Annotated in this window: 17 protein-coding genes; 5 read left to right on the forward strand and 12 right to left on the reverse strand. The window is 38.7% G+C overall.

The genetic code is table 11. The annotated features are described in order from the left end of the window. Window positions 1–125: 125 nt before the first annotated feature. The 3 genes from glgP to ABZ559_RS10095 all read right to left on the reverse strand — a co-directional run bounded on the left by glgP (window position 126) and on the right by ABZ559_RS10095 (window position 5,158). Entirely contained in the window at window positions 126–2,387 is a 2,262-nt protein-coding gene (glgP, locus tag ABZ559_RS10085) for a glycogen/starch/alpha-glucan family phosphorylase (protein WP_367006246.1), read from the reverse strand. Between the two features lie 84 nt (window positions 2,388–2,471). Continuing rightward, window positions 2,472–3,986: a 4-alpha-glucanotransferase gene (malQ, locus tag ABZ559_RS10090; RefSeq protein ID WP_367006248.1), complete on the reverse strand. Its 1,515-nt coding sequence runs from the start codon at window positions 3,984–3,986 to the stop codon at window positions 2,472–2,474. A 137-nt stretch (window positions 3,987–4,123) separates the two neighbouring features. After that, a complete protein-coding gene (locus ABZ559_RS10095; RefSeq protein ID WP_018375053.1) occupies window positions 4,124–5,158 on the reverse strand; it encodes a LacI family DNA-binding transcriptional regulator in 1,035 nt (344 codons plus the stop codon). Window positions 5,159–5,495: 337 nt separating this feature from the next. Between ABZ559_RS10095 and ABZ559_RS10100 the strand changes: the two genes are divergently transcribed. The 3 genes from ABZ559_RS10100 to ABZ559_RS10110 all read left to right on the forward strand — a co-directional run bounded on the left by ABZ559_RS10100 (window position 5,496) and on the right by ABZ559_RS10110 (window position 9,067). Continuing rightward, window positions 5,496–6,743 carry an extracellular solute-binding protein gene (locus ABZ559_RS10100; RefSeq protein WP_018375052.1) on the forward strand — a complete coding sequence of 416 codons (1,248 nt, stop codon included), beginning with the start codon at window positions 5,496–5,498 and terminating at the stop codon, window positions 6,741–6,743. Between the two features lie 120 nt (window positions 6,744–6,863). Further along, entirely contained in the window at window positions 6,864–8,231 is a 1,368-nt protein-coding gene (locus tag ABZ559_RS10105; RefSeq protein ID WP_367006249.1) for a sugar ABC transporter permease, read from the forward strand. Next, on the forward strand, window positions 8,231–9,067 hold the full coding sequence (locus ABZ559_RS10110; protein ID WP_367006251.1) for a sugar ABC transporter permease: 837 nt from the start codon (window positions 8,231–8,233) through the stop codon (window positions 9,065–9,067). Before ABZ559_RS10105 ends, ABZ559_RS10110 begins: the two co-directional genes overlap by 1 nt. 917 nt (window positions 9,068–9,984) lie before the next feature. Here ABZ559_RS10110 and ABZ559_RS10115 read toward each other — a convergent pair. From ABZ559_RS10115 to ABZ559_RS10155, 9 genes are all read right to left on the reverse strand, one after another. Then, window positions 9,985–10,830, reverse strand: a complete 846-nt coding sequence (locus ABZ559_RS10115; RefSeq protein WP_367006252.1) for a hypothetical protein — start codon at window positions 10,828–10,830, stop codon at window positions 9,985–9,987. 314 nt (window positions 10,831–11,144) lie between these two features. Next, on the reverse strand, window positions 11,145–11,609 hold the full coding sequence (locus tag ABZ559_RS10120; protein ID WP_277290671.1) for an 8-oxo-dGTP diphosphatase: 465 nt from the start codon (window positions 11,607–11,609) through the stop codon (window positions 11,145–11,147). Window positions 11,610–11,698: 89 nt separating this feature from the next. Then, window positions 11,699–12,286, reverse strand: coding sequence for an HD domain-containing protein (locus ABZ559_RS10125; RefSeq protein WP_367006254.1), 588 nt, complete (start codon window positions 12,284–12,286; stop codon window positions 11,699–11,701). A 115-nt stretch (window positions 12,287–12,401) separates the two neighbouring features. Continuing rightward, window positions 12,402–12,641 carry a hypothetical protein gene (locus ABZ559_RS10130; RefSeq protein ID WP_367006256.1) on the reverse strand — a complete coding sequence of 80 codons (240 nt, stop codon included), beginning with the start codon at window positions 12,639–12,641 and terminating at the stop codon, window positions 12,402–12,404. A 9-nt stretch (window positions 12,642–12,650) separates the two neighbouring features. Continuing rightward, a complete protein-coding gene (locus ABZ559_RS10135) occupies window positions 12,651–12,932 on the reverse strand; it encodes a 2'-5' RNA ligase family protein (protein ID WP_367006257.1) in 282 nt (93 codons plus the stop codon). A gap of 542 nt (window positions 12,933–13,474) precedes the next feature. After that, the gene (locus tag ABZ559_RS10140; protein ID WP_367006259.1) at window positions 13,475–13,831 is read right to left on the reverse strand and encodes a hypothetical protein; all 357 of its coding nucleotides are present in this window, start codon (window positions 13,829–13,831) and stop codon (window positions 13,475–13,477) included. After that, entirely contained in the window at window positions 13,797–14,072 is a 276-nt protein-coding gene (locus ABZ559_RS10145) for a hypothetical protein (protein ID WP_367006260.1), read from the reverse strand. Before ABZ559_RS10145 ends, ABZ559_RS10140 begins: the two co-directional genes overlap by 35 nt. Before the next feature lie 13 nt (window positions 14,073–14,085). Then, window positions 14,086–16,077: an excinuclease ABC subunit UvrB gene (gene uvrB / locus ABZ559_RS10150; protein WP_367006262.1), complete on the reverse strand. Its 1,992-nt coding sequence runs from the start codon at window positions 16,075–16,077 to the stop codon at window positions 14,086–14,088. A 57-nt stretch (window positions 16,078–16,134) separates the two neighbouring features. After that, window positions 16,135–17,052 (reverse strand): type II CAAX endopeptidase family protein, encoded by a 918-nt coding sequence (locus ABZ559_RS10155; protein ID WP_367006264.1) that lies wholly within the window; start codon window positions 17,050–17,052, stop codon window positions 16,135–16,137. A 175-nt stretch (window positions 17,053–17,227) separates the two neighbouring features. On the opposite strand from ABZ559_RS10155, the gene ABZ559_RS10160 reads away from it, so the two are divergent. Continuing rightward, a complete protein-coding gene (locus ABZ559_RS10160) occupies window positions 17,228–19,393 on the forward strand; it encodes an ABC transporter substrate-binding protein/permease (protein WP_367006266.1) in 2,166 nt (721 codons plus the stop codon). Continuing rightward, window positions 19,393–20,133, forward strand: coding sequence for an amino acid ABC transporter ATP-binding protein (locus ABZ559_RS10165; protein ID WP_367006267.1), 741 nt, complete (start codon window positions 19,393–19,395; stop codon window positions 20,131–20,133). The genes ABZ559_RS10160 and ABZ559_RS10165 overlap by 1 nt, the downstream gene beginning before the upstream one ends. Window positions 20,134–20,419: the final 286 nt, after the last annotated feature.

The raw sequence follows: 20,419 nt of genomic DNA on the forward strand, positions 1-20,419 counted from the left end.
ATCTGCCTCCATTATGTAGTCATTTCTTTCATTTTAGCATAAAAACGTTTTCTATGCTCATCTTTTAACTAAAAAAATCCAGCCGAAACTGGATTTTTAATCGTCATTGTGACACTATTACTGCATTAGTTTGAGTGCCAGATGTCTTCGTTGTATTGAGCAATTGTACGGTCTGATGAGAAGAATCCTGCTTTAGCAATGTTCTTAACAACCTTAGTCATCCAAGCATCACGGTCCTCATAATCTGAAAGCATTTGTTCTTTGACTGCAATATATTCTTTCAAATCAATGAGGGTCATGAACCAGTCTTTGTTAATCAACTCGTTGTAAAGACGTTCTAAGCGTTCTGCTTTACCAAGCGCTACCAACTCATCGCTAACGATGAAGTCAACAGCTTCTTTGATAACTTCGTCACCATTATAGTAATCAGCTGAAACATAGCCTGCCTTGTCATAAAGATCAATAATTGTATCTGAATCTTTACCAAATGTGTAGATATTTTCCATACCAGCAAGTTCTGCAATTTCAACATTGGCACCGTCCATTGTACCAAGTGTCAGAGCACCATTAAGCATGAATTTCATGTTACCAGTACCTGAAGCTTCTTTTGAAGCAAGAGAGATTTGTTCAGAGATATCTGTCGCAGGAATAAGGTGTTCAGCAACAGTTACGTTGTAGTTTTCAACAAGGTGAACATTAAGGTATGGTGCTACTTCTGGATCGTTGTTGATCAGTTCAGACAAGCTGAGGATAAGGTGAATAATATCTTGTGCAATGGTATAGGCTGGAGCTGCTTTACCACCGAAGATAACAGTTACTTTGCGTTTTGGCAAGTTTCCACGTTTAATTTCCAAGTATTTATGGATAACATACAAAGCGTTCATTTGTTGACGTTTGTACTCGTGGAAACGTTTGATTTGAGTATCAATGATAGAGTTTTCATCAAGCTCAATACCTTTGTTATCTTTGAGGTAACGTTTAAGAGACAATTTATTATTGTATTTGATCTCAGCCAACTTAGCATGAACGTCTTTGTCATCAGCAAAAGCAAGTAGTTTTTCAAGCTTAGTTGCGTCAGTCAGATACTCATCACCAATCAATTCCTTGATGTAGTCAGCCAAATCTTGGTTAGCAAATTCAAGCCAACGACGGAAAGTAATACCGTTTGTCTTGTTATTGAATTTTTCAGGATAAAGGTCGTAGAATGCTTTCAATTCACTGTTTTTAAGGATTTCTGTGTGAAGTGCAGCAACCCCATTAACTGAAGTTGAGAAATGAATATCCATATGTGCCATATGAACACGACCTGATTCATCAATGATTTGAACAGCTGAGTCAGCATATTTCGCACGAACAAGTTCATCTAATTTTTCAATGATTGTTACCAAATGAGGCACTACTTCGTTGAGGTAGTCAAGAGGCCATTTTTCAAGTGCTTCTGCCAAGATTGTGTGGTTTGTGTAACCAACCATCTTGCTAACGATTGAAACAGCTTCATCAAAGTCAATACCATGTTTTTCTGTCAAAAGACGGATAAGTTCAGGAATAACCATTGATGGGTGAGTATCGTTGATTTGAACATAAGCATAGTCAGCTAAGTCGTGCAAGTCTGAACCACGTTCGATAGCTTCGTCAATCAAAAGTTGAGCAGCATTTGACACCATGAAATATTGTTGGTAAATACGAAGTAATTCACCGTTTTTATCAGAATCATCTGGGTAAAGGAAGAGTGTCAAGTTCTTTTTGATTTCAGTCTTATCAAATGAAATTCCGTCTTTAATCAAGCCGTAATCAAGACCATCAATATCGAAAAGATTCAAGTAATTTTTAGTGTCTTTTTTGTATCCAAGAACATCAATACGATCCAAACGAGATTTCAAGGTAAAATCTTTGAATGGCACATCGTATGAAATGTCTGTTGGAACCAACCAAGAATCATTTTCAATCCAGTAGTTAGCTTCAGCTTCTTGTTGGTTGTTTTTGAAAACTTGTTTGAAAAGTCCGCAGTGGTAATTAAGACCAACACCTTCACCGTTGATTCCAAGGCTAGAGATAGAATCAATGAAACATGATGCCAAGCGTCCAAGTCCACCGTTACCAAGAGATGGTTCTGGTTCAACATCTTCAACTTCTGCAATTGATTTACCAGCAGCAGCCAATTCTTCTTTCACATCTTTGTAAATGCCAAGGTTGATCAAGTTATTTGACAAAAGTTTACCGATCAAAAATTCAGCTGAGATATAGTAAACTTTACGTTTAGCAGTATTTTTAGCTTTAGAGGCAGCAGCTTCCTTAACAAAATCCAACAAAAGATAGTAGATTTCTTCATTGCTGAGATTTGCAAGATTTTTGTTTTGTGTTTCAAGATAAGTTGTAAATGTAGTCATGAGTTTTCCTTTTTATAAAATATCTATTTTAGTTTATGATAATAACAATAATGTCTTGATGTTTTCTTAAGCGACAAAATAATATTATTTATCTTGTGCTTTAAATGTATTTTTACGAGCGTAGAGAGAAGTGATTTCCTTCAAGAAAGCTTTCCTATCAGCTGTCAAATCAGTTGACAACATCCGCCATTGCCAGTTTCCACCAACTGTATTTGGCATATTCATCCGTGTTTCTGCAGGCTTATCTAACAAATCTTGCATGCAGACAATCGTCACATCACTAACGCTAGCAAACAGAGCACGGAGCATTGCTTCTGAAATTGGTTCATTTTCTTGACGGCGAATGTAGGCATTAGCAAATGCTTGTTGTTCTTCAGTCAAGTTTTCGTACCAACCATTGATAACTTCGTTATCATGAGTTCCTGCATAAGCCACTGAATCAGCGATATAATTATGTGGGATATCAATACTCTTTCCTTCGGTATCGTAGAAACCAAATTCTAAGATTTTCATTCCAGGAAAAGCTGTGTCAGCTAAAAGTTGCTCTGCTTTTTCATCAATATAGCCGAGATTTTCAGCAATAATTGGTAGTTCACCAAGTTCTGCTTTCACGGCATCAAATAAGGCTTTTCCAGGACCAGGTTGCCACTTACCATTTTTAGCCGTATCATCTCCACCAGGAATTTCCCAGAAATCAGAGAAGCCTTTAAAGTGGTCAATACGAAGCAAATCATAAATCTTAAATCCTTCACGAATACGGTAAACCCACCATGCAAAATTACTTGCTGCATGAGTCTTCCAATCATATATTGGATTTCCCCAAAGTTGACCATCCTCTGAGAAGCCATCTGGCGGACAACCAGCAATAAATTTAGGCTTCTTAGCTGCATCTAATTTGAAAAGTTCTGGCATAGTCCAAACTTCCACACTATCAGCAGAAACATAGATTGGCATATCACCGATTATTTCAATGCCGTGAGCATTAGCATAATCCTTAAGTGCTAACCATTGGTCAAAGAAGAAATATTGCGTTACTTTATGGTAGGCAATGACATCTTTGAGTTCCTTACGGTAGGCTGCAAGAACTTTGCTATCACGATTGATTAAAGCTTTGTCATCCCAGTCTTGTAAGGCTTTATTATCAAAGTGTTCTTTGAATGCCATAAACTCGGCAAAATCAGTCAACCAGTCTGCTTCTTTTTCAAACTTAGCAAGTGCTTTCTTGCCTTCTGCTGACGCTAGGAAATTAGCAACAGCTTTTTCCAAAATCGGGCGACGGCGCTCATAAATCAACGCATAATCAACAGCTTCTGGGTTATCTCCAAAGGTCAAGTAGTCAAAATCCGATTTTTTAAGGTAACCAGCTTTAACCAGTAAATCAAAGTCTATCAAATGAGTGTTCCCAGCCACAGCTGAAAAAGATTGGTAGGGAGAATCACCATAACTCGTTGTTGTTAACGGTAAGATTTGCCAGTAACTTTGGTCAGTTTCAACTAGGAAATCGACAAAATCATAGGCAGATTTACCAAATGTTCCTACGCCAAATTGCCCTGGAAGGGAAGTGATGTGCATAAGGACACCGCTCGCGCGTTTTTCCATATCCTGCTCCTCTCGTCTTTCTTAGTTTTAGGATAATGCAAGTATAACGCAAACGTTTGCGTTTGTCAAGGATTTTCCTAAAAAACTTCGATAATCTACTTATCGAAGTCCTATTGAAAGTTCTATAAACGTTGATATCACTTGATTTGACTGAATTTTGTTAAATTACGGACACTTTCTCTTTCTTTAAAAATGAAAGGCACAATAACAGATTCTCGATGAACCTCCGCTGGGGTTTTTATTTTCTCCAAAAGATGTCGCAGACTTGTCTGACCAAGACTAGAAATATTAACATCAAAAGTTGTCAAGTAAGGGTGAATCAATTTTGAATATATGGAGTTGTTAAAGGTAATAATAGAAATATCATCTGGTACAGATAGGTTGTAGAATGATAAAAATTGCATTAACCGAATAGCTACGATATCACCAATTACGATAAGAGCCGTCGGTTTTTCTTTATGGATCGTTTCTATCAATTCCTCTAAGACCTGGGGATCATTACGATCAAAAAGTAAAGCTTCGTGACTCCTGATTCCTAGTTTTGTTGTCCCTCGAACATATCCAAAATAACGTTCCATAGCAACTTCTGATGTTTTATCATCTGTAACAAAAAGAATTTTCTTGTGCCCCTTTTCATAAAGATGAGTTACTGCTGTTTTCCCCATGAGCTGATTATCATTATTGACATAGGTGATATCATTTTCAAAGCCTTCAGGAGCCCCCACTACCACAAAAGGTAGATTATTTGCTAGTAAGTATCTCCGAACAGGATCGTTGGCATCTGAATATAAAATAATAAAGCCATCCACTCTTTTCTGACGGTGCATAAGCTTAACTTGTTCTTCAACTTCTCCCATTGATTCGCCCGTTGCAATAGAAACAGTAAAGTCATTTGCTCTTGCTTCATTCGTAATCGTTGTTAAAATCCTCATAAAGAATGGTTCGCTTAAGCGGTCTGGGGTTACCAACGGAGGGAAAACAAGTCCTATATTATAAGTTAGTCCGCTCGCTAACATCTGTGCTGCTGCGTTGGGAACATAGCCAAGTTCCTGCATTGCCTTGCGAACACGTTCTTTTGTCTTTTGTGAAATTGATGTATTGTTTTTTAGAACACGACTAACTGTAGATGGATTAACACCAGCTTTAGCCGCCACGTCTTTTATTGTAACCATCCCAACCTCCTCTTTTTCTAGTATATATAATCTGTATTTTTCAGCTCTCAAAAAAACGATTCACATAACTTTCTTCTATATAAGTGACGAATTATTATGTCCAAAAATAATAGAGCTGTTAACCTAAAAACGGTTCCTTTATTTTAAGAATACACTTTTAAAAGAGATAATGCAATCGTTTTCCGAAAAAACGTGCATTTTTATGCCACAACACTAAAAAATTTCTGTCCTATGGAATTTTTTTTGAAATTTTTTTAAAAAAATACTTGACAAAAACTGCAAACGGTTGCATAATATACTTGTAAATAATAAAACATTCTCTAGGAGGAGAAAAACAATGAAGAAGAACACTTGGAAAAAAGTCGTCACTAGTGGTGTAGCACTTGCATCAATCGCAACTCTCGCTGCCTGCTCATCTAATGGTTCAAAAGAATCAACTTCATCTGATAAAGTATCACTCAAACTTTGGGTGCCTACTGATGCTAAAGAATCATATGAAGCAACAGTAAAAGCTTTCGAAAAAGCTGAAGGCGTATCTGTTAAGATTGTTGAATCTAACGACTCAAAAGCTCAAGAAAACGTGAAGAAAGACCCAGAAAAGGCTGCAGACGTCTTCTCACTTCCACACGATCAACTTGGTCAATTGGTTGAATCAGGAGTTATCCAAGAAATCCCTGAAAAATACGCTACAGAAGTAGCTGACAACAACGTTGAAAACGCTGTTGCAGGGGCACAATACAAAGGTAAAACTTATGCCTTCCCATTTGGTGTAGAATCTCAAGTTCTTTTCTACAACAAATCTAAACTTTCTGCAGATGATGTAAAATCATACGAAACAATCACATCAAAAGCAACTTTTGGAGCTTCATTGAAAGAAGTTAATGCTTATGCAACTGCTCCATTGATGCTTTCAGTCGGTAATACACTCTTTGGTGAAGATGGTGAAACTGTTGACGGTACAAACTGGGGTAACGATAAAGGTGTTGCAGTAATGCAATGGTTGGCTGACCAAAAAGACAACAAAGGCTTCGTGAACGTTACTGATGCTGAAGCTGTTTCTAAATTTGGTGATGGTACTGTTGCTGCTATCGAAACTGGTCCATGGAACTACTCTGCTGCTGAAGAAGCTGTTGGTAAAGATAACCTTGGAATCGCTGTTTATCCAACAGTAACTATTGGTGGCGACACTGTTCAACAAAAAGCCTTCATGGGTGTTAAACTTTATGCCGTTAACCAAGCACCTGCTAAAGGTGATGCTAAACGTATTGCTGCTTCATACAAACTTGCAGCTTACCTAACTAACGCTGAAAGTCAAGAAAACCAATTCAAGACTCGTAACATCATTCCATCAAACAAGGAAGTTCAATCATCTGACGCCGTTACTTCTAATGAATTGGCTAAGGCTGTATCTAGCATGACTGGTTCTGCAGACTACACAACTGTTATGCCAAAACTTAACCAAATGGCTACTTTCTGGACTGAATCTGCTTCTCTCCTTAGCGGACCTTATTCAGGTAAGATTGCTCCTGCTGACTTCCTAGCTAAGCTTCAACAATTTGACAAAGACTTGGCAGCTACTAAATAAGTTTTTTAAGCAGAATGTTAGTGATCACGTAAAGGGGATCCCCTTTACGTGATTTGTTAATTATTGGTTTCTTGCTGCTATTTTGTTAGCGGTATCTATCTACTACTTGGGAGGTTCATTATGAATAACTCTGTCTATTTTGATAAAGTTTCTGTAAAAGAAGCTCTAAAAAAAGGTGGACTTGACGTTAAACTATCAGCACTCATTATGGGATTTGCAAATCTCGCCAACAAACAATTCATTAAAGGATTTCTCTTCCTCATTAGTGAAATTCTTTTCCTAATATCATTTGTCTTACAGGTTATTCCAGGATTTAGCGGTTTGATTACTTTAGGGACTCAGGCCCAAGGAAAACAAACTGTTGAGATTGACGGAGTTAAGTTCACCAAGGCCGTTGACGGAGATAACTCTATGCTCCTCTTAATCTTCGGTTTGGCATCAGTAATCTTCTGTCTTGTCTTTGCTTATATCTACTGGTGCAACCTAAAAAGTGCACGTAATATCTATGTTTTAAAATCTGAAGGTAAGAAAATACCAACTTTCATGGAAGATTTCCATACTTTGGCTGACGGTCGTTTCCATATGACTCTCATGTCAATTCCAATGATTGGTGTGCTTCTCTTCACTATCTTGCCTTTGGTTTACATGATCTGTCTAGCCTTTACTAGCTACGATCATAACCACCTACCACCAAAATCACTTTTTGATTGGGTTGGTCTTTCAAACTTCGGAAACGTTCTTAGCGGACGTATGGCTGGTACCTTCTTCCCTGTCCTATCTTGGACTCTGATTTGGGCAGTAGCTGCTACAGCAACTAACTTCTTCTTCGGTATCGTTTTGGCCTTGATTATCAATACCAAAGGTCTGAAGTTGAAAAAAATGTGGCGTACTATCTTCGTCATCACAATCGCCGTTCCTCAGTTCATCTCTCTTCTCATCATGAGAAATCTTTTGACTGATGGTGGCCCACTAAATTCACTCTTAATCAACATTGGTTTAGTTTCAGCTAAAAATCCGTTACCATTTTTGACAGATCCAGTTTGGGCAAAATTCTCTATCATCGTTGTTAATATGTGGGTTGGTATTCCATTCACCATGCTTTTGGCAACTTCTATCATTATGAATTTACCTCAGGAACAATTGGAAGCTGCTGAGATTGATGGTGCAAATAAATTCCAAATTTTCCGCAACATCACTTTCCCACAAATCCTTTTGATTATGATGCCAAACTTAATTCAACAGTTTATCGGTAATATTAACAACTTTAACGTTATCTACTTGTTGACAGGTGGTAACCCAACTAATCCTGATTTCTATCAAGCAGGATCTACTGACCTCTTGGTAACTTGGCTCTATAAACTGACCGTTTCTGCCGCTGACTATAACTTGGCTTCAGTTGTCGGTATCTTAATCTTTGCTATCTCAGCAATCTTTAGCTTGCTGGCCTATACAAGAACCAACTCTTATAAGGAAGGAGCTGCTAAATAATGAAAAACAAACGTCGAATTAATTTAACACTGACATATATCCTATTGATTATTTTATCTATCGTCTGGCTCTTTCCAATTGTTTGGGTTGTCCTGACCAGCTTCCGTAGTGAAACTGGAGCTTATGTTCCTTATATCATTCCAAAATCGTTTACTCTGGACAACTATGTTAAACTCTTTAATAATTCTTCATTCCCATTTGCTCAGTGGTTCTGGAATACTCTTATTGTAGCTACAGCGACAACGATTATTTCAACTTTTATCACCGTTGCAATGGCCTACTCACTTAGTCGTATCAAATTCAAACATCGCAATGGTTTCTTGAAATTGGCACTTGTGCTTAACATGTTCCCTGGCTTCATGTCAATGATCGCCGTTTATTATATTTTGAAAGCCTTCAATTTGACACAAACCCTCTTCGCCTTGGTACTGGTATACTCTGCAGGTGCTGCACTTGGTTTCTACATTGCTAAAGGATTCTTTGACACCATTCCTTACTCTCTTGATGAGTCAGCTATGATTGATGGAGCGACACGTAAAGATATCTTCTTCAAGATTACCTTACCACTGTCAAAACCAATCATTGTCTATACTGCTTTAACAGCCTTTATCGGTCCTTGGATTGACTTTATCTTTGCCAAAGTAATCCTTGGCGATGCTACTAGCAAATATACCGTTGCAATCGGACTTTTTGCCATGTTGGAACAAGATACCATCAATGAATGGTTCCGTTCTTTCGCAGCTGCATCAGTTCTCATCGCTATCCCAATCACACTTCTCTTCATCTACATGCAAAAATACTATGTTGAGGGTGTTACTAGCGGTTCTGTTAAATAGTTATCACATTATGATAAGACCTGAAAAGGTAGTGCTTTTGTGGCACTACCTTTTTGGTTACAGCGATACTAATACTCAATGAAAATCAAAAGTAGCCTAGGAAACGAAGCCGACGATAGAACTTGAGTTCATCAAGGCAAGTTGACAACGGATAATTTTGATTTTCGAAGAGTATAAATACTTGAAAGATCTTCTAATGATAGCCTTTCATTTTTTCTTTCATTAATAGGAAGCTTGTTCCCTTGTTTCGACTCTATAATATCCGTGGTGGGTGACAAAGACCCCTTATTCCAACTTCAAATATTTGAACACGCTTTGCCATACACTTGCTATCGCAAGCTTCATCTCCAACTTTCAACATAATCACTGCCCTAATCATTCGACTTGACCTTCGCTCATTTTATTTTCCTCTCCCCAGACTTGTGGAATTATCACTAAAAACAATGACTTATTTCTATCAAAAAAAAGAGAGAGACTGTCCACTGTTTCTACAAGTCTCTAGAACGAAAGAAATTTAACTTTCTTTTATAGAAAACTATCATCCTCAGCAAAAGTTATTCGAAAGTAAGAACCTGTATTCACAAGCGAAGTGCTTATAGATAAGAAATAGTTTTTCGCTAATCAAGGCAGTTTTTTGAGAGAATACTGACTGTATTTTGAAAAAAAACTAACGATGAATAGCTCAAAAACTAGCCTTAGATAGAAGTGCTGAACTGTGAATACAGGTTCTAATATGAGATCAATAACTGATACTCAATGAAAATCAAAAGTAGCCTAGGAAACGAAGCCGACGATAGAACTTGAGTTCATCAAGGCAAGTTGACAACGGATAATTTTGATTTCCGAAGAGTATGATTTGATAGCTTACAAAAATGGTACAGTCATCACTGAGAGCACCACTTTCACAGTTGAACAAACTATCTACTCAACACATAATCGGTTCGCTGTTCCCTGCTATCATCGTCACTACTTTCCTTGGTGAAGTCAATAATAATTTGCTCATCGGTATCATTATAGGATAAACGGTTGATGGTGAAACCATCCTCAGATTGTTCAGTGAGACTTATTAGCTTATCTGCATTATCAGACTCTAATAAATCAGTTAAACTGTATGCTTTAATCTTATCTACTTCCATTTGCAACAGGATCTTTTTGATTAGCTTCTTATTGATTGCTAATTTACCTGAATAGGATAGTCGTTCAATATCAAAATAATCTCCTTCAAAGCTGTCAACCTCAATGTCTGGATAAGTAATAGTGATAGTATCTGGATTTCCTTGGGCACTCCAGCTATCTTCGTCATCAATACTTGTCCATGTGTATGACAGCTTCTCTGCTAACTCGTGACATAGCTGACTTGTCTTTACGCGAATCGCATCCTCAACGTTATGCTGCCGTGCTGACGACTGTATTCTACTTACAGAGGTAATGCTACAATAGGCAGTAGCAGGAAATAGAGCCAGCAAAGCAATAACGTAAAGAACTTTTGTAATTCCGCTGGAAAGTCCAATCTTTTTTACCAAATATCTAAAAAATATAATAAATAAGATTGAAAAAAAGGCCAAAACAAACAAAATTGACAAAACAAGCAGAAAAACTTTAACACCCGCCACCAGAGAACTAATCAGTTTCAATAGCCACTTAAGAATATATCCAGCTAGCCCTAGGACAAACAGAATGAATAATATTCCCCATAAAGGATTTTCTTCATAAAAGTAAAAACTTCCATCTGAACGTACCCGCCCTTTATACATTTTTTTCATAAATGCTCCTAAAATGATATTGATATCCTATTGTTAATAAACTCCCCTAATTAGCTAGCACATCATAGATATGACTAACTTGAATAAGAACAGGGTCATTGAACAAACACAACTTTTAGCTACTTTGGAGTCTATCAATTGCTCAGTTAAGTCTGACATAGTTATAGAAAAATTCTTCAGATACTAGAAGATCTTCGTCAAATAGCTGTAACAAAAATCTTTTCAAGAATTATGATTGATACTTCCACCTGTAGTTTCTAGGATTAGGTTTTAAATTCTAACTAAAAACATTCAAGCTTTTCTTGGTAAGTAAATTACCAAAATTCACGGATAAAATCATTTTCGAGACGCTTACTATAAAACATCTCTGACAATTTTTCTTCATCGAAAACACGCAGCAAGTTTTTTAGGTCATAAGCAAGTTCAATATTATCCAAATCATTACGTGAGACCCACTTAACCTCACCCTCTTCAGAAGAACGCAGTTCACCAGAAAAGTCATTGGTGCGGTAGAGAAATACCAAATATCGAATACCGTCCACTGTATGCCAGTGCTTCATTCCAACTAACTTGGGATTACGAATGGTCAGTCCTGTTTCTTCATAAACTTCTCGCACCACTGCTTGATGCAGACTTTCTTTTTCTTCAATATGACCACCAGGTAAAGCTGCTCCTGACCAAGTGTACCTTTTGGGATCACGAATTTGCATAACAATATTTCCTTTTTTATCTTCAATCAAGCACATGTTCGTTAAGATGACTTGAGATGTACGAGGCATGGTTTCTCCTTTTACTTTTACCTTCAGTTCAATTAAAGTCTCATCCTTATTATGTATAGTATAACAAAATGCTAATTTAAAAGCTTTCTCTATTTATCCAGATACAAGCCTTTAGCGACACTTTGGTCTACCAAATCCAAAACAAGCTCCCAAAGTTCTGCCGATTCTTCCTTGATAAAGGCCTTCTTGGCCAAGACCTGTGACTTGGTCAAGCTAGCTGGATTTTCATTTTCAGGAGCAATAAGTAGGTGATTCATCAGTGGTGCTAGAGCATCCAGACAACGAGCATAACGCGCTTCAGGTGTGTCCGCCTTGGTCTCAAATTCAAGCCAGAGTTCTCGGTAGCTATCAGCCTGATCAGGAGGGAGAAGAGCCAACGTTTTCTTGACAGACTCCCACTCACGTTCAAAGGAAGTCAACTTGCCAACCTCATCGTAAACCCATGTATCACCTGCACCGATTTCTCCGATTTCATGCAGCAAAAGCATGGTCATAACCTTTTCAAGATCTACTTCCTCTGGAAAATGCTGGCGCAAGACAGGTGCCATAAGAGCTAGTTGCCAAGAATGCTCTGCAGAATTCTCAAAACGCCCATCTAAGGTCTGATTCCGTCGAGTGACCATCTTGAGTTTCTCAAGTTCATTAAAAAAAGCTAATTGTTGATAAAGTGGTGACATGACGACCTCCTAGACACTTTTAGTTATTATAACATAAACTATAGAGGATACGAAGAAGAATGGTACGCATAAAAAACACTCTACCATTATGAAAATAGCAGAGCAGTTAAGATGACTAACTCGTGAACTGACAGATTTCCTTGACTTGGCCCTGTTCATCAGTAGCAATCACCTTTATAGCAGTAATCTTTCCTCTTGTCATTTCTAAATTGTTCAAGCAATGAGCGTAAACTTGAGTCAGCTTATCTTCATCAATACGATTGGCAAGGGGTAAATGTGGAATCCAGACTTCAGGAACATACTGTGAATCAACTGCGACCAATTGCCCCAGCAAATCATGAATGTGCTTATGCATCTTAGCTAATCATGGTGTCTTTGTTGGACCCAGAAAAACAATAGAACTTCCCCAAAAAGAGCCGATAGCTTGAAAAGAAAGCTCCAAAGGTAAGGTTAAATTGAGTTTATCACCCAAACTTTCTAGCACTTCTTCAACAGCAATCGTCTCAAAATCTGCTAGAGTAATATGTGGCTCCCTGTCCCTGACTTGGTAAGCATAATCAGACAAAGACATATCTTTCAATTCTTGCCACAAGTTTCTTATTTTCTGATTGGTAGTTTCATCTAAAGTAGCAATGATAGCGTACATTGTTTCGCTCTTCCTTTCTATATTTGATAATAGTTTCATTATAACAAAAAGCCACCATAGAAAGCGGCTTTTCTAGTAGAATTCTCCTTATTTTACTTGTTTTAAGTAAGCCCTTGGATAGACCTGACTCTCACTATCCTTTAGTTATACATCACCCACTATAGTTGACAATAACCCCCTTTGACAAGCTCATACTAAAAGCATTTCCCATTTCCCGTAGAGAACTATTTCCTTTATTTTAATTCCGATGGGTATAGACGACCGCTACTAATCTTAGAAGATTCAAGAGACTGCCTGCAATAATTATGACTTTCTCACTAAAATATTTGCTGAATAAATCATGAGATAAGCTCAGATTAACCATCAGCCAAAACAACACTAGCCAGCTCAGGCTAATTCTATTTTTTAACAAAACTTTTTATCATTATTTTAGAATTGACAGTCACTCCTTTACATAGTGTTGCTATAATCATAAATTTTTCCCATAAGATATTACCAGTGGATGTGAGTGTTCATTCTTGATTTGTCTATCTTCTCTTCAATTAAATTCTTTCTGGTAGATTATTGAGATACATGAAAATGGCATCATCACTGTTTTCTAACACTTGCATGGTTTCTTTAATGGGTTCTGCATAAACTTCACTATAATCTATTTCATCATACTCTGGTCTAATCTGGAAAGCTAACATTTCTTGGTCCAAAGAAAACTCCGCATGAACCGTTTCTTTATTACCTCTAGCATCCAAACGAATCCATTTATCAAGAGCCTTGAGATAAACGGCGTTTAAAGCGTGAATGCAATAACCGCTGTCTGGAGTATCTCCCAGCGTCAAACGTTGGTAGCAAATACCTGCTGGAATACCTTCAAGTCGCAAAAGAGCTGCGAGAAGATTTGGCATAGCAAATTCCAATGCCTTCTTTAAGCGTTTGTGAAGCCGTAACAGTCACACGTTTATCCTTAACATCCCAAGAGTGCTTAATTTCATCTCTAACAAAATGAAAAGCATTGCGTATAAAATCAATGTCATCTTCTGATGCATTATATAAATCCCTTGCCTTTTGTCTCACAACTTCATCGTTACCATCAATATAGTGTGACAATTTCAAATAGTCTTCTCTATCATTCACTAATGTAAGCATGCATCCTCTCCCTCTAATCCATGGCCTTTAGTTCAATCACCATATCCCTAATTTGGGCAGCCAGTTCAAAATCAAGCAGTTCGGCGGCTTCCTGCATTTGTTTTTGAAGTTTTTTGATAGCCTCCTGACGTTCAGATTTTGTCATAGCACTATAATCAACAGCGTCTTCTGCTACATCGGTATCATTTGACTTAGTAATCGCAATAAGATCTCGGATTTCTTTTTTAATGGTTTGTGGAACAATGCCGTGTTTCTCATTGTAAGCCATTTGCAGGCTCCGCCGACGTGCTGTTTCATCCATAGCCTTCTGCATAGACTCGGTAATCTTATCAGCGTACATGATAACATGCCCGTTACTATTTCGCGCGGCCCGCCCAATAGTCTGGATAAGACCACGTTCGTTACGGAGGAAACCTTCCTTATCCGCATCAAGGATAGCCACCAAGCTGACCTCTGGGACGTCAATTCCTTCGCGCAGCAGGTTAATCCCAATCAAGACATCAAAAACTCCCAAACGCAGGTCACGAATGATCTCTGTCCGCTCTAAAGTTTTAATATCTGAGTGCATATACTTAACCTTAACCCCCATTTCTTTGAGGTAGTCTGTCAAATCTTCTGCCATTTTCTTGGTTAACGTAGTGACAAAGACACGCTCACCCTTTTCAGCGCGGCTATTGATTTCACCCAAGAGATCGTCCATTTGCCCCATAGTCGGACGGACTTCCACTTCGGGATCCAAGAGACCTGTCGGGCGAATAATCTGCTCGATAACGGTATCGGTCTGCTCCATTTCATAATCACCAGGCGTTGCAGAAACATAGACAATCTGATGCACATGACTTTCAAATTCTTCTCGGCGCAAGGGACGGTTATCCAGAGCACTTGGAAGGCGGAAACCATAATTTACTAGCATTTCCTTACGTGAGCGGTCTCCATTGTACATGCCCTTAATCTGCCCCATAGTCATATGGCTTTCATCAATCATGATGAGAAAGTCTTCTGGGAAAAAGTCCAGAAGAGTGTATGGTGGCTCTCCCTTTGCTCGTCCATCCATATGACGCGAGTAATTTTCAACACCACTGGTGTAGCCCATCTCGCGCAGCATCTCCACATCATACTCCGTCCTTTGGCGAATGCGCTGCGCTTCTATCAGTTTGCCTTCTGCTTCAAAAAGTTTGACCTGCTTTTCCATCTCTTCGAGAATATTAGAAATAGCTTCCTCCATATGCTCCTCGTTGGTCATAAAGTGGGTGGCTGGGAAAATAGCCAAATGATCCACTTCACCGAGAACACGTCCAGTCAAGCTTTCGATTTCTCGAATACGATCAATCTCATCACCGAAAAATTCCACACGAAAGGCATGTTCATCACGAGAAGCTGGGAAAATTTCCACTACATCACCACGTACACGGAAACGCCCACGCTGGAAGTCAATATCATTGCGCTCAAACTGAATGTCCACCAAGTCATTTAAGAGCTGGTCGCGAGAAATCTCCTGACCGGGACGTAAGCTAACAACGCTGTCGGCGTATTCCTTAGGTGAACCCAAACCATAAATACAAGAAACAGATGCCACAACAATGACATCATTACGCTCCAGCAGAGCAGAAGTCGCTGAGTGACGGAGTTTATCAATCTCATCATTGACCGAGCTGTCTTTTTCAATATAGGTATCAGATGAGGGCACATAAGCTTCTGGCTGGTAGTAATCATAGTAAGACACAAAATATTCTACGGCATTGTCTGGAAAGAACTCCTTAAATTCCCCATAAAGCTGACCAGCCAAGGTCTTGTTGTGGGCAATGACCAAGGTCGGTTTATTAACTTTCTGAATGACTTGACTCATGGTGTAGGTCTTACCTGTACCTGTTGCTCCTTTGAGAATCTGTGCCTTTTCGCCTCCTTCAATATTGTCCACCAAAGCTTCAATGGCTTGGGGTTGATCTCCTGAAGGTTGGTATTTAGAAACTAATTTGAAATGATTATTATTTTTTCTATCTATCATGGTTTACCTCGTTTCTACTATTTTATCATATCATCAAAAAAGACTGAGTTTTAAGACTCAATCTTTTACAACTTCTTTTTCTTTGTATAATAGCAGAGCTAGAATAATGCTAGCAACAAGTAAGACCAAACTCGTCAGCAAACTACCTTCCGTTCCAAATCGGCCACCCGAAACCCAGTCTGCTGCGCCAGCTTTATTGACAAAATGGAAGAGTGACTTTCCTGCACCTGTCCCACTAACTGCTACACCAAAGACGTTACCTTGGGTGAAATTCCAAGCCCCATGAAGACCTGCTACACCCCAGAGGTTATCCGTCTTTAGCATATAAAGTGCCATGAAGACACCTGATAAAATAATTCCCATGATTGAAAAGACCGTAACATGAGAATTTGACAAATGCATGAAACCAAATAAACTGCTCGAAATCCCAATCGCTACCGCTAGATTACTCCGCTTGTTGATTATTGGCAAGAGCCAACCGCGGGTTAATAACTCTTCTGTACCGCCTTGAACAAACCAAAACGGGATAATTGATAAAACATAGACAACTGTTGACCACGAAAAATCCACGCTTTGTAACCTTACCCCACCAAATAGATAGGTCAAGGCAAAAGCAAGGGTGAAAATTCCCATACCTACACCCCAACCCTTGAGGATTTCCAAAAACCAACCTTGCTTAAAAAAACCTAAACTGGTAATTGAGCGTTCTTCATACCATTTAACCCAAGCAAATTGACTTAATGCCACAAAGCTAAACAAGCCTAGCTGAAAATAAATTGAACCAAGCAAAGTACTAGCCATCTCAGGTTTGAGGAATGCCACCGGCATAAGTAACAAACCAAACGTTGCTCCTCCCACAAGTTGCCCAAAAAGGAAAAATAAGACAACCATACTACAGACGATTAAAATGGTAAACCATGCTGGTAAGGACTCGTAACGGTAAGTATGATTTTCTAACATTCGTTTCTTAAACATTTGTATATTCTCCTTGTAACTTCGTAATAGTACAATTATACCACAAATATTTTAGTGATTCAATCAACTCACAATTATCATAATGTTACGTTTTCTTACATGAAAATTCTTAATATTTGCTTAATTTGCTGTTTTTTGTTATAATTCTAACTAATTATTTAAAAAGGAGACTTACATGAAGAACAGACTTAAAGCTCTTATGCTAGTAATGTTATCAGTAATCTTTGTATTTGGCGCCAAAGCATCAGCCGATACAATTGATATCGTTTCAGATACTGCATATGCGCCATTTGAATTTAAAGATTCTGACCAAGTATATAAAGGAATTGACGTTGACATCATCAATGAAGTTGCTAAACGCGCAGGTTGGGACATTAATATGACCTTCCCTGGCTTTGATGCCGCAGTTAACGCTGTCCAATCTGGACAAGCTGATGCCCTCATGGCAGGAACGACTATTACAGAAGATCGTAAAAAAGTAATGACTTTTTCCGATCCTTATTTTGATACTACCATCGTTGTTTATACACGTAGTGATGCTAAAATTTCAAAATATAGTCAACTGAAAGGGAAAACTGTAGGGGTCAAAAATGGTACAGCTGCTCAAACGTTCCTTGAAAAAAATAAGGACAAGTACGGTTATGCCATTAAAGCATTTGACACAAGTGACCTGATGAATAACAGCCTTGACAGCGGTGCGATTGATGCCGCCATGGATGACGAACCTGTTGTTCAATACGCCATTAACCAAGGAAAATCCTATGCCATTAATATGGATGGTGAAGCAGTGGGCAGTTTCGGCTTTGCGGTTAAAAAAGGCAGTGGCTATGAATACCTAATCCCACAGTTTAACGAGGCCTTTGCTGCCATGAAAAAAGACGGAACTTATGCAGCTATCATGAGCAAGTGGCTTGGCAGTGACACGACGGCTTCTGAATCAACTGGAGACGCTGACGCTAAAACCACACCTGTCAAATCAAGTTACAAGATTGTCATGGACTCTTCATTTGCACCATTTGAATATCAAAATGATGCTGGTAAATACGTTGGGATTGACGTTGAACTCATTAAAGCTATCGCCAAACAACAAGGCTTTACAGTGGAATTGAGCAATCCCGGTTTCGATGCTGCTCTAAATGCAGTTCAAGCTGGACAAGCTGATGCCGTTTTGGCTGGTATGTCAATCACTGATGCTCGTAAAGAAATTTTTGATTTTTCGGATTCTTACTACACCTCAAATATCTTACTTGCCGTTAAAAAGGGAAGTTCCGTGACAAACTATAGTGACCTTAAAGGGGCCACTGTCGGTGCAAAAAATGGCACTGCTTCTTATACTTTCTTAGAAAAGAATGCTGACAAGTATGGCTACACTTTAAAAGCTTTTGACGAAGCCTCTTCCATGTATGATAGCTTGAATTCTGGATCCATTGATGCTCTCATGGACGATGAAGCTGTACTACGCTATGCTATTACCCAAGGTCGTAATTTTGAAACACCTATTGATGGTGAACCTTCTGGTGAATATGGATTTGCTGTTAAAAAAGGAACAAACCCTGAACTCATCCAAATGTTCAATAATGGTCTTGCGGCCCTTAAAAAATCTGGAAAATACGATAAAATCATCGCTAAATACCTCGGTACAGAAGAAAAGACATCAACAAAAACGGTTGACGAAACGACTATTTTTGGCTTAATTTCAAACAACTACAAACAATTACTTTCAGGTCTGGGAACAACCCTCAGCCTGACCCTGATTTCTTTTGCCATTGCTACTATTATCGGTATCATCTTTGGTATGATGGCCGTCAGTCCAAGTAATGTCCTTCGTACAATCGCAGCTATCTTCGTGGATGTGGTACGCGGTATTCCACTTATGATTGTAGCAGCCTTCATTTTCTGGGGAATCCCAAACCTTATTGAATCCATCACAGGTCATCAAAGCCCAATCAATGATTTTATGGCTGCCACAATTGCACTTTCGCTTAACGGCGGAGCTTATATTGCTGAAATCGTTCGTGGTGGTATTGAAGCTGTTCCATCAGGACAAATGGAAGCCAGTCGAAGTTTAGGCATTCCCTACAATACAACCATGCGTAAGGTTATCTTGCCACAGGCTGTAAAATTGATGCTTCCAAGCTTTATCAATCAGTTTGTCATCTCACTCAAAGATACGACTATCGTGTCGGCTATCGGACTTGTCGAACTTTTCCAAACAGGTAAAATCATCATCGCTCGCAACTATCAATCCTTCCGTATGTATGCTATCTTGGCAATCATCTACCTTGTGATGATTACTATTTTGACACGTCTCGCAAAACGATTAGAAAAGAGGCTTAAATAATGGCAGAATTAAAAATTGATGTCCAAGACTTACACAAATCTTATGGACAAAATGAAGTTTTAAAAGGTATTGACGCCAAATTCTACGAAGGTGATGTCGTTTGTATCATCGGTCCTTCAGGTTCTGGTAAATCAACCTTCCTTCGTACTCTCAACTTACTTGAAACAATCACAAGTGGAAAAGTCGTTGTTGACGGTTATGAACTTTCAGATAAAAGTACCAATGTTGACAAAGCACGTGAAAATATCGGAATGGTATTTCAGCACTTCAACCTTTTCCCACACATGACTGTTCTTGAAAATATTACCTTTGCTCCCATTGAACTGGGCAAGGAAAGCAAGGAAGAGGCTGAAAAGCACGCCTTAGAATTATTGGAAAAAGTTGGCTTATCTGACAAAGCTACCGCTAAACCTGACAGTTTGTCTGGTGGTCAAAAGCAACGTGTCGCTATCGCACGAAGCTTGGCCATGAATCCTGACATCATGCTCTTTGATGAACCTACATCAGCACTTGACCCTGAAATGGTCGGAGACGTTCTCAACGTTATGAAAGACTTGGCTGAACAGGGCATGACCATGCTGATTGTTACCCACGAAATGGGATTTGCTCGCAAGGTTGCCAACCGCGTCATCTTCACCGATGGCGGACAATTCCTCGAAGATGGCACACCAGAACAAATCTTCGACAATCCACAACACCCACGTCTCAAAGATTTCTTGAATAAAGTCTTGAATGTGTAAAAACATAAAAAGGAATCGCAAACAAGCGGTTCCTTTTATAATGTTATCAGCATCGCTCATTTTCTTAAAAATATGTAGTATCTATTCTGAGAAGTTGCTAGCCGCTCAAAAATCTTGAGCTTATCTCCAGTCGAAAATTTTTTCATGAAGACTATAAAGTTCTCATCTTCTTTCCTCAATTTCTAAAAGACAAACTACCAAGGGGCAATCCAGAAAGAAAACCGTTTCATAGGCTTCAAAATATCTAGCTTAAACTAATTGTAATTACCATTTATAATCTATTAAG

The sequence above is a fragment of the Streptococcus sp. ZY19097 genome, assembly GCF_040731245.1.
In the GTDB taxonomy this organism is placed as follows: Bacteria; Bacillota; Bacilli; order Lactobacillales; family Streptococcaceae; genus Streptococcus; species Streptococcus orisratti.

Bases quoted from the DNA above. Each gene is read 5' to 3' on its own strand.
- ABZ559_RS10145 (WP_367006260.1), bottom strand. From the start codon at position 14,072: ATGCTTACATTAGTGAATGATAGAGAAGACTATTTGAAATTGTCACAC.
- uvrB (WP_367006262.1), bottom strand. From the start codon at position 16,077: ATGATAGATAGAAAAAATAATAATCATTTCAAATTAGTTTCTAAATAC.
- ABZ559_RS10115 (WP_367006252.1), bottom strand. From the start codon at position 10,830: ATGAAAAAAATGTATAAAGGGCGGGTACGTTCAGATGGAAGTTTTTAC.
- ABZ559_RS10165 (WP_367006267.1), top strand. From the start codon at position 19,393: ATGGCAGAATTAAAAATTGATGTCCAAGACTTACACAAATCTTATGGA.
- ABZ559_RS10100 (WP_018375052.1), top strand. From the start codon at position 5,496: ATGAAGAAGAACACTTGGAAAAAAGTCGTCACTAGTGGTGTAGCACTT.
- ABZ559_RS10110 (WP_367006251.1), top strand. From the start codon at position 8,231: ATGAAAAACAAACGTCGAATTAATTTAACACTGACATATATCCTATTG.
- ABZ559_RS10140 (WP_367006259.1), bottom strand. From the start codon at position 13,831: ATGCCAAATCTTCTCGCAGCTCTTTTGCGACTTGAAGGTATTCCAGCA.
- ABZ559_RS10160 (WP_367006266.1), top strand. From the start codon at position 17,228: ATGAAGAACAGACTTAAAGCTCTTATGCTAGTAATGTTATCAGTAATC.
- malQ (WP_367006248.1), bottom strand. From the start codon at position 3,986: ATGGAAAAACGCGCGAGCGGTGTCCTTATGCACATCACTTCCCTTCCA.
- glgP (WP_367006246.1), bottom strand. From the start codon at position 2,387: ATGACTACATTTACAACTTATCTTGAAACACAAAACAAAAATCTTGCA.
- ABZ559_RS10105 (WP_367006249.1), top strand. From the start codon at position 6,864: ATGAATAACTCTGTCTATTTTGATAAAGTTTCTGTAAAAGAAGCTCTA.
- ABZ559_RS10095 (WP_018375053.1), bottom strand. From the start codon at position 5,158: ATGGTTACAATAAAAGACGTGGCGGCTAAAGCTGGTGTTAATCCATCT.
- ABZ559_RS10125 (WP_367006254.1), bottom strand. From the start codon at position 12,286: ATGTCACCACTTTATCAACAATTAGCTTTTTTTAATGAACTTGAGAAA.
- ABZ559_RS10120 (WP_277290671.1), bottom strand. From the start codon at position 11,609: ATGCCTCGTACATCTCAAGTCATCTTAACGAACATGTGCTTGATTGAA.
- ABZ559_RS10155 (WP_367006264.1), bottom strand. From the start codon at position 17,052: ATGTTTAAGAAACGAATGTTAGAAAATCATACTTACCGTTACGAGTCC.
- ABZ559_RS10135 (WP_367006257.1), bottom strand. From the start codon at position 12,932: ATGTACGCTATCATTGCTACTTTAGATGAAACTACCAATCAGAAAATA.
- ABZ559_RS10130 (WP_367006256.1), bottom strand. From the start codon at position 12,641: ATGCATAAGCACATTCATGATTTGCTGGGGCAATTGGTCGCAGTTGAT.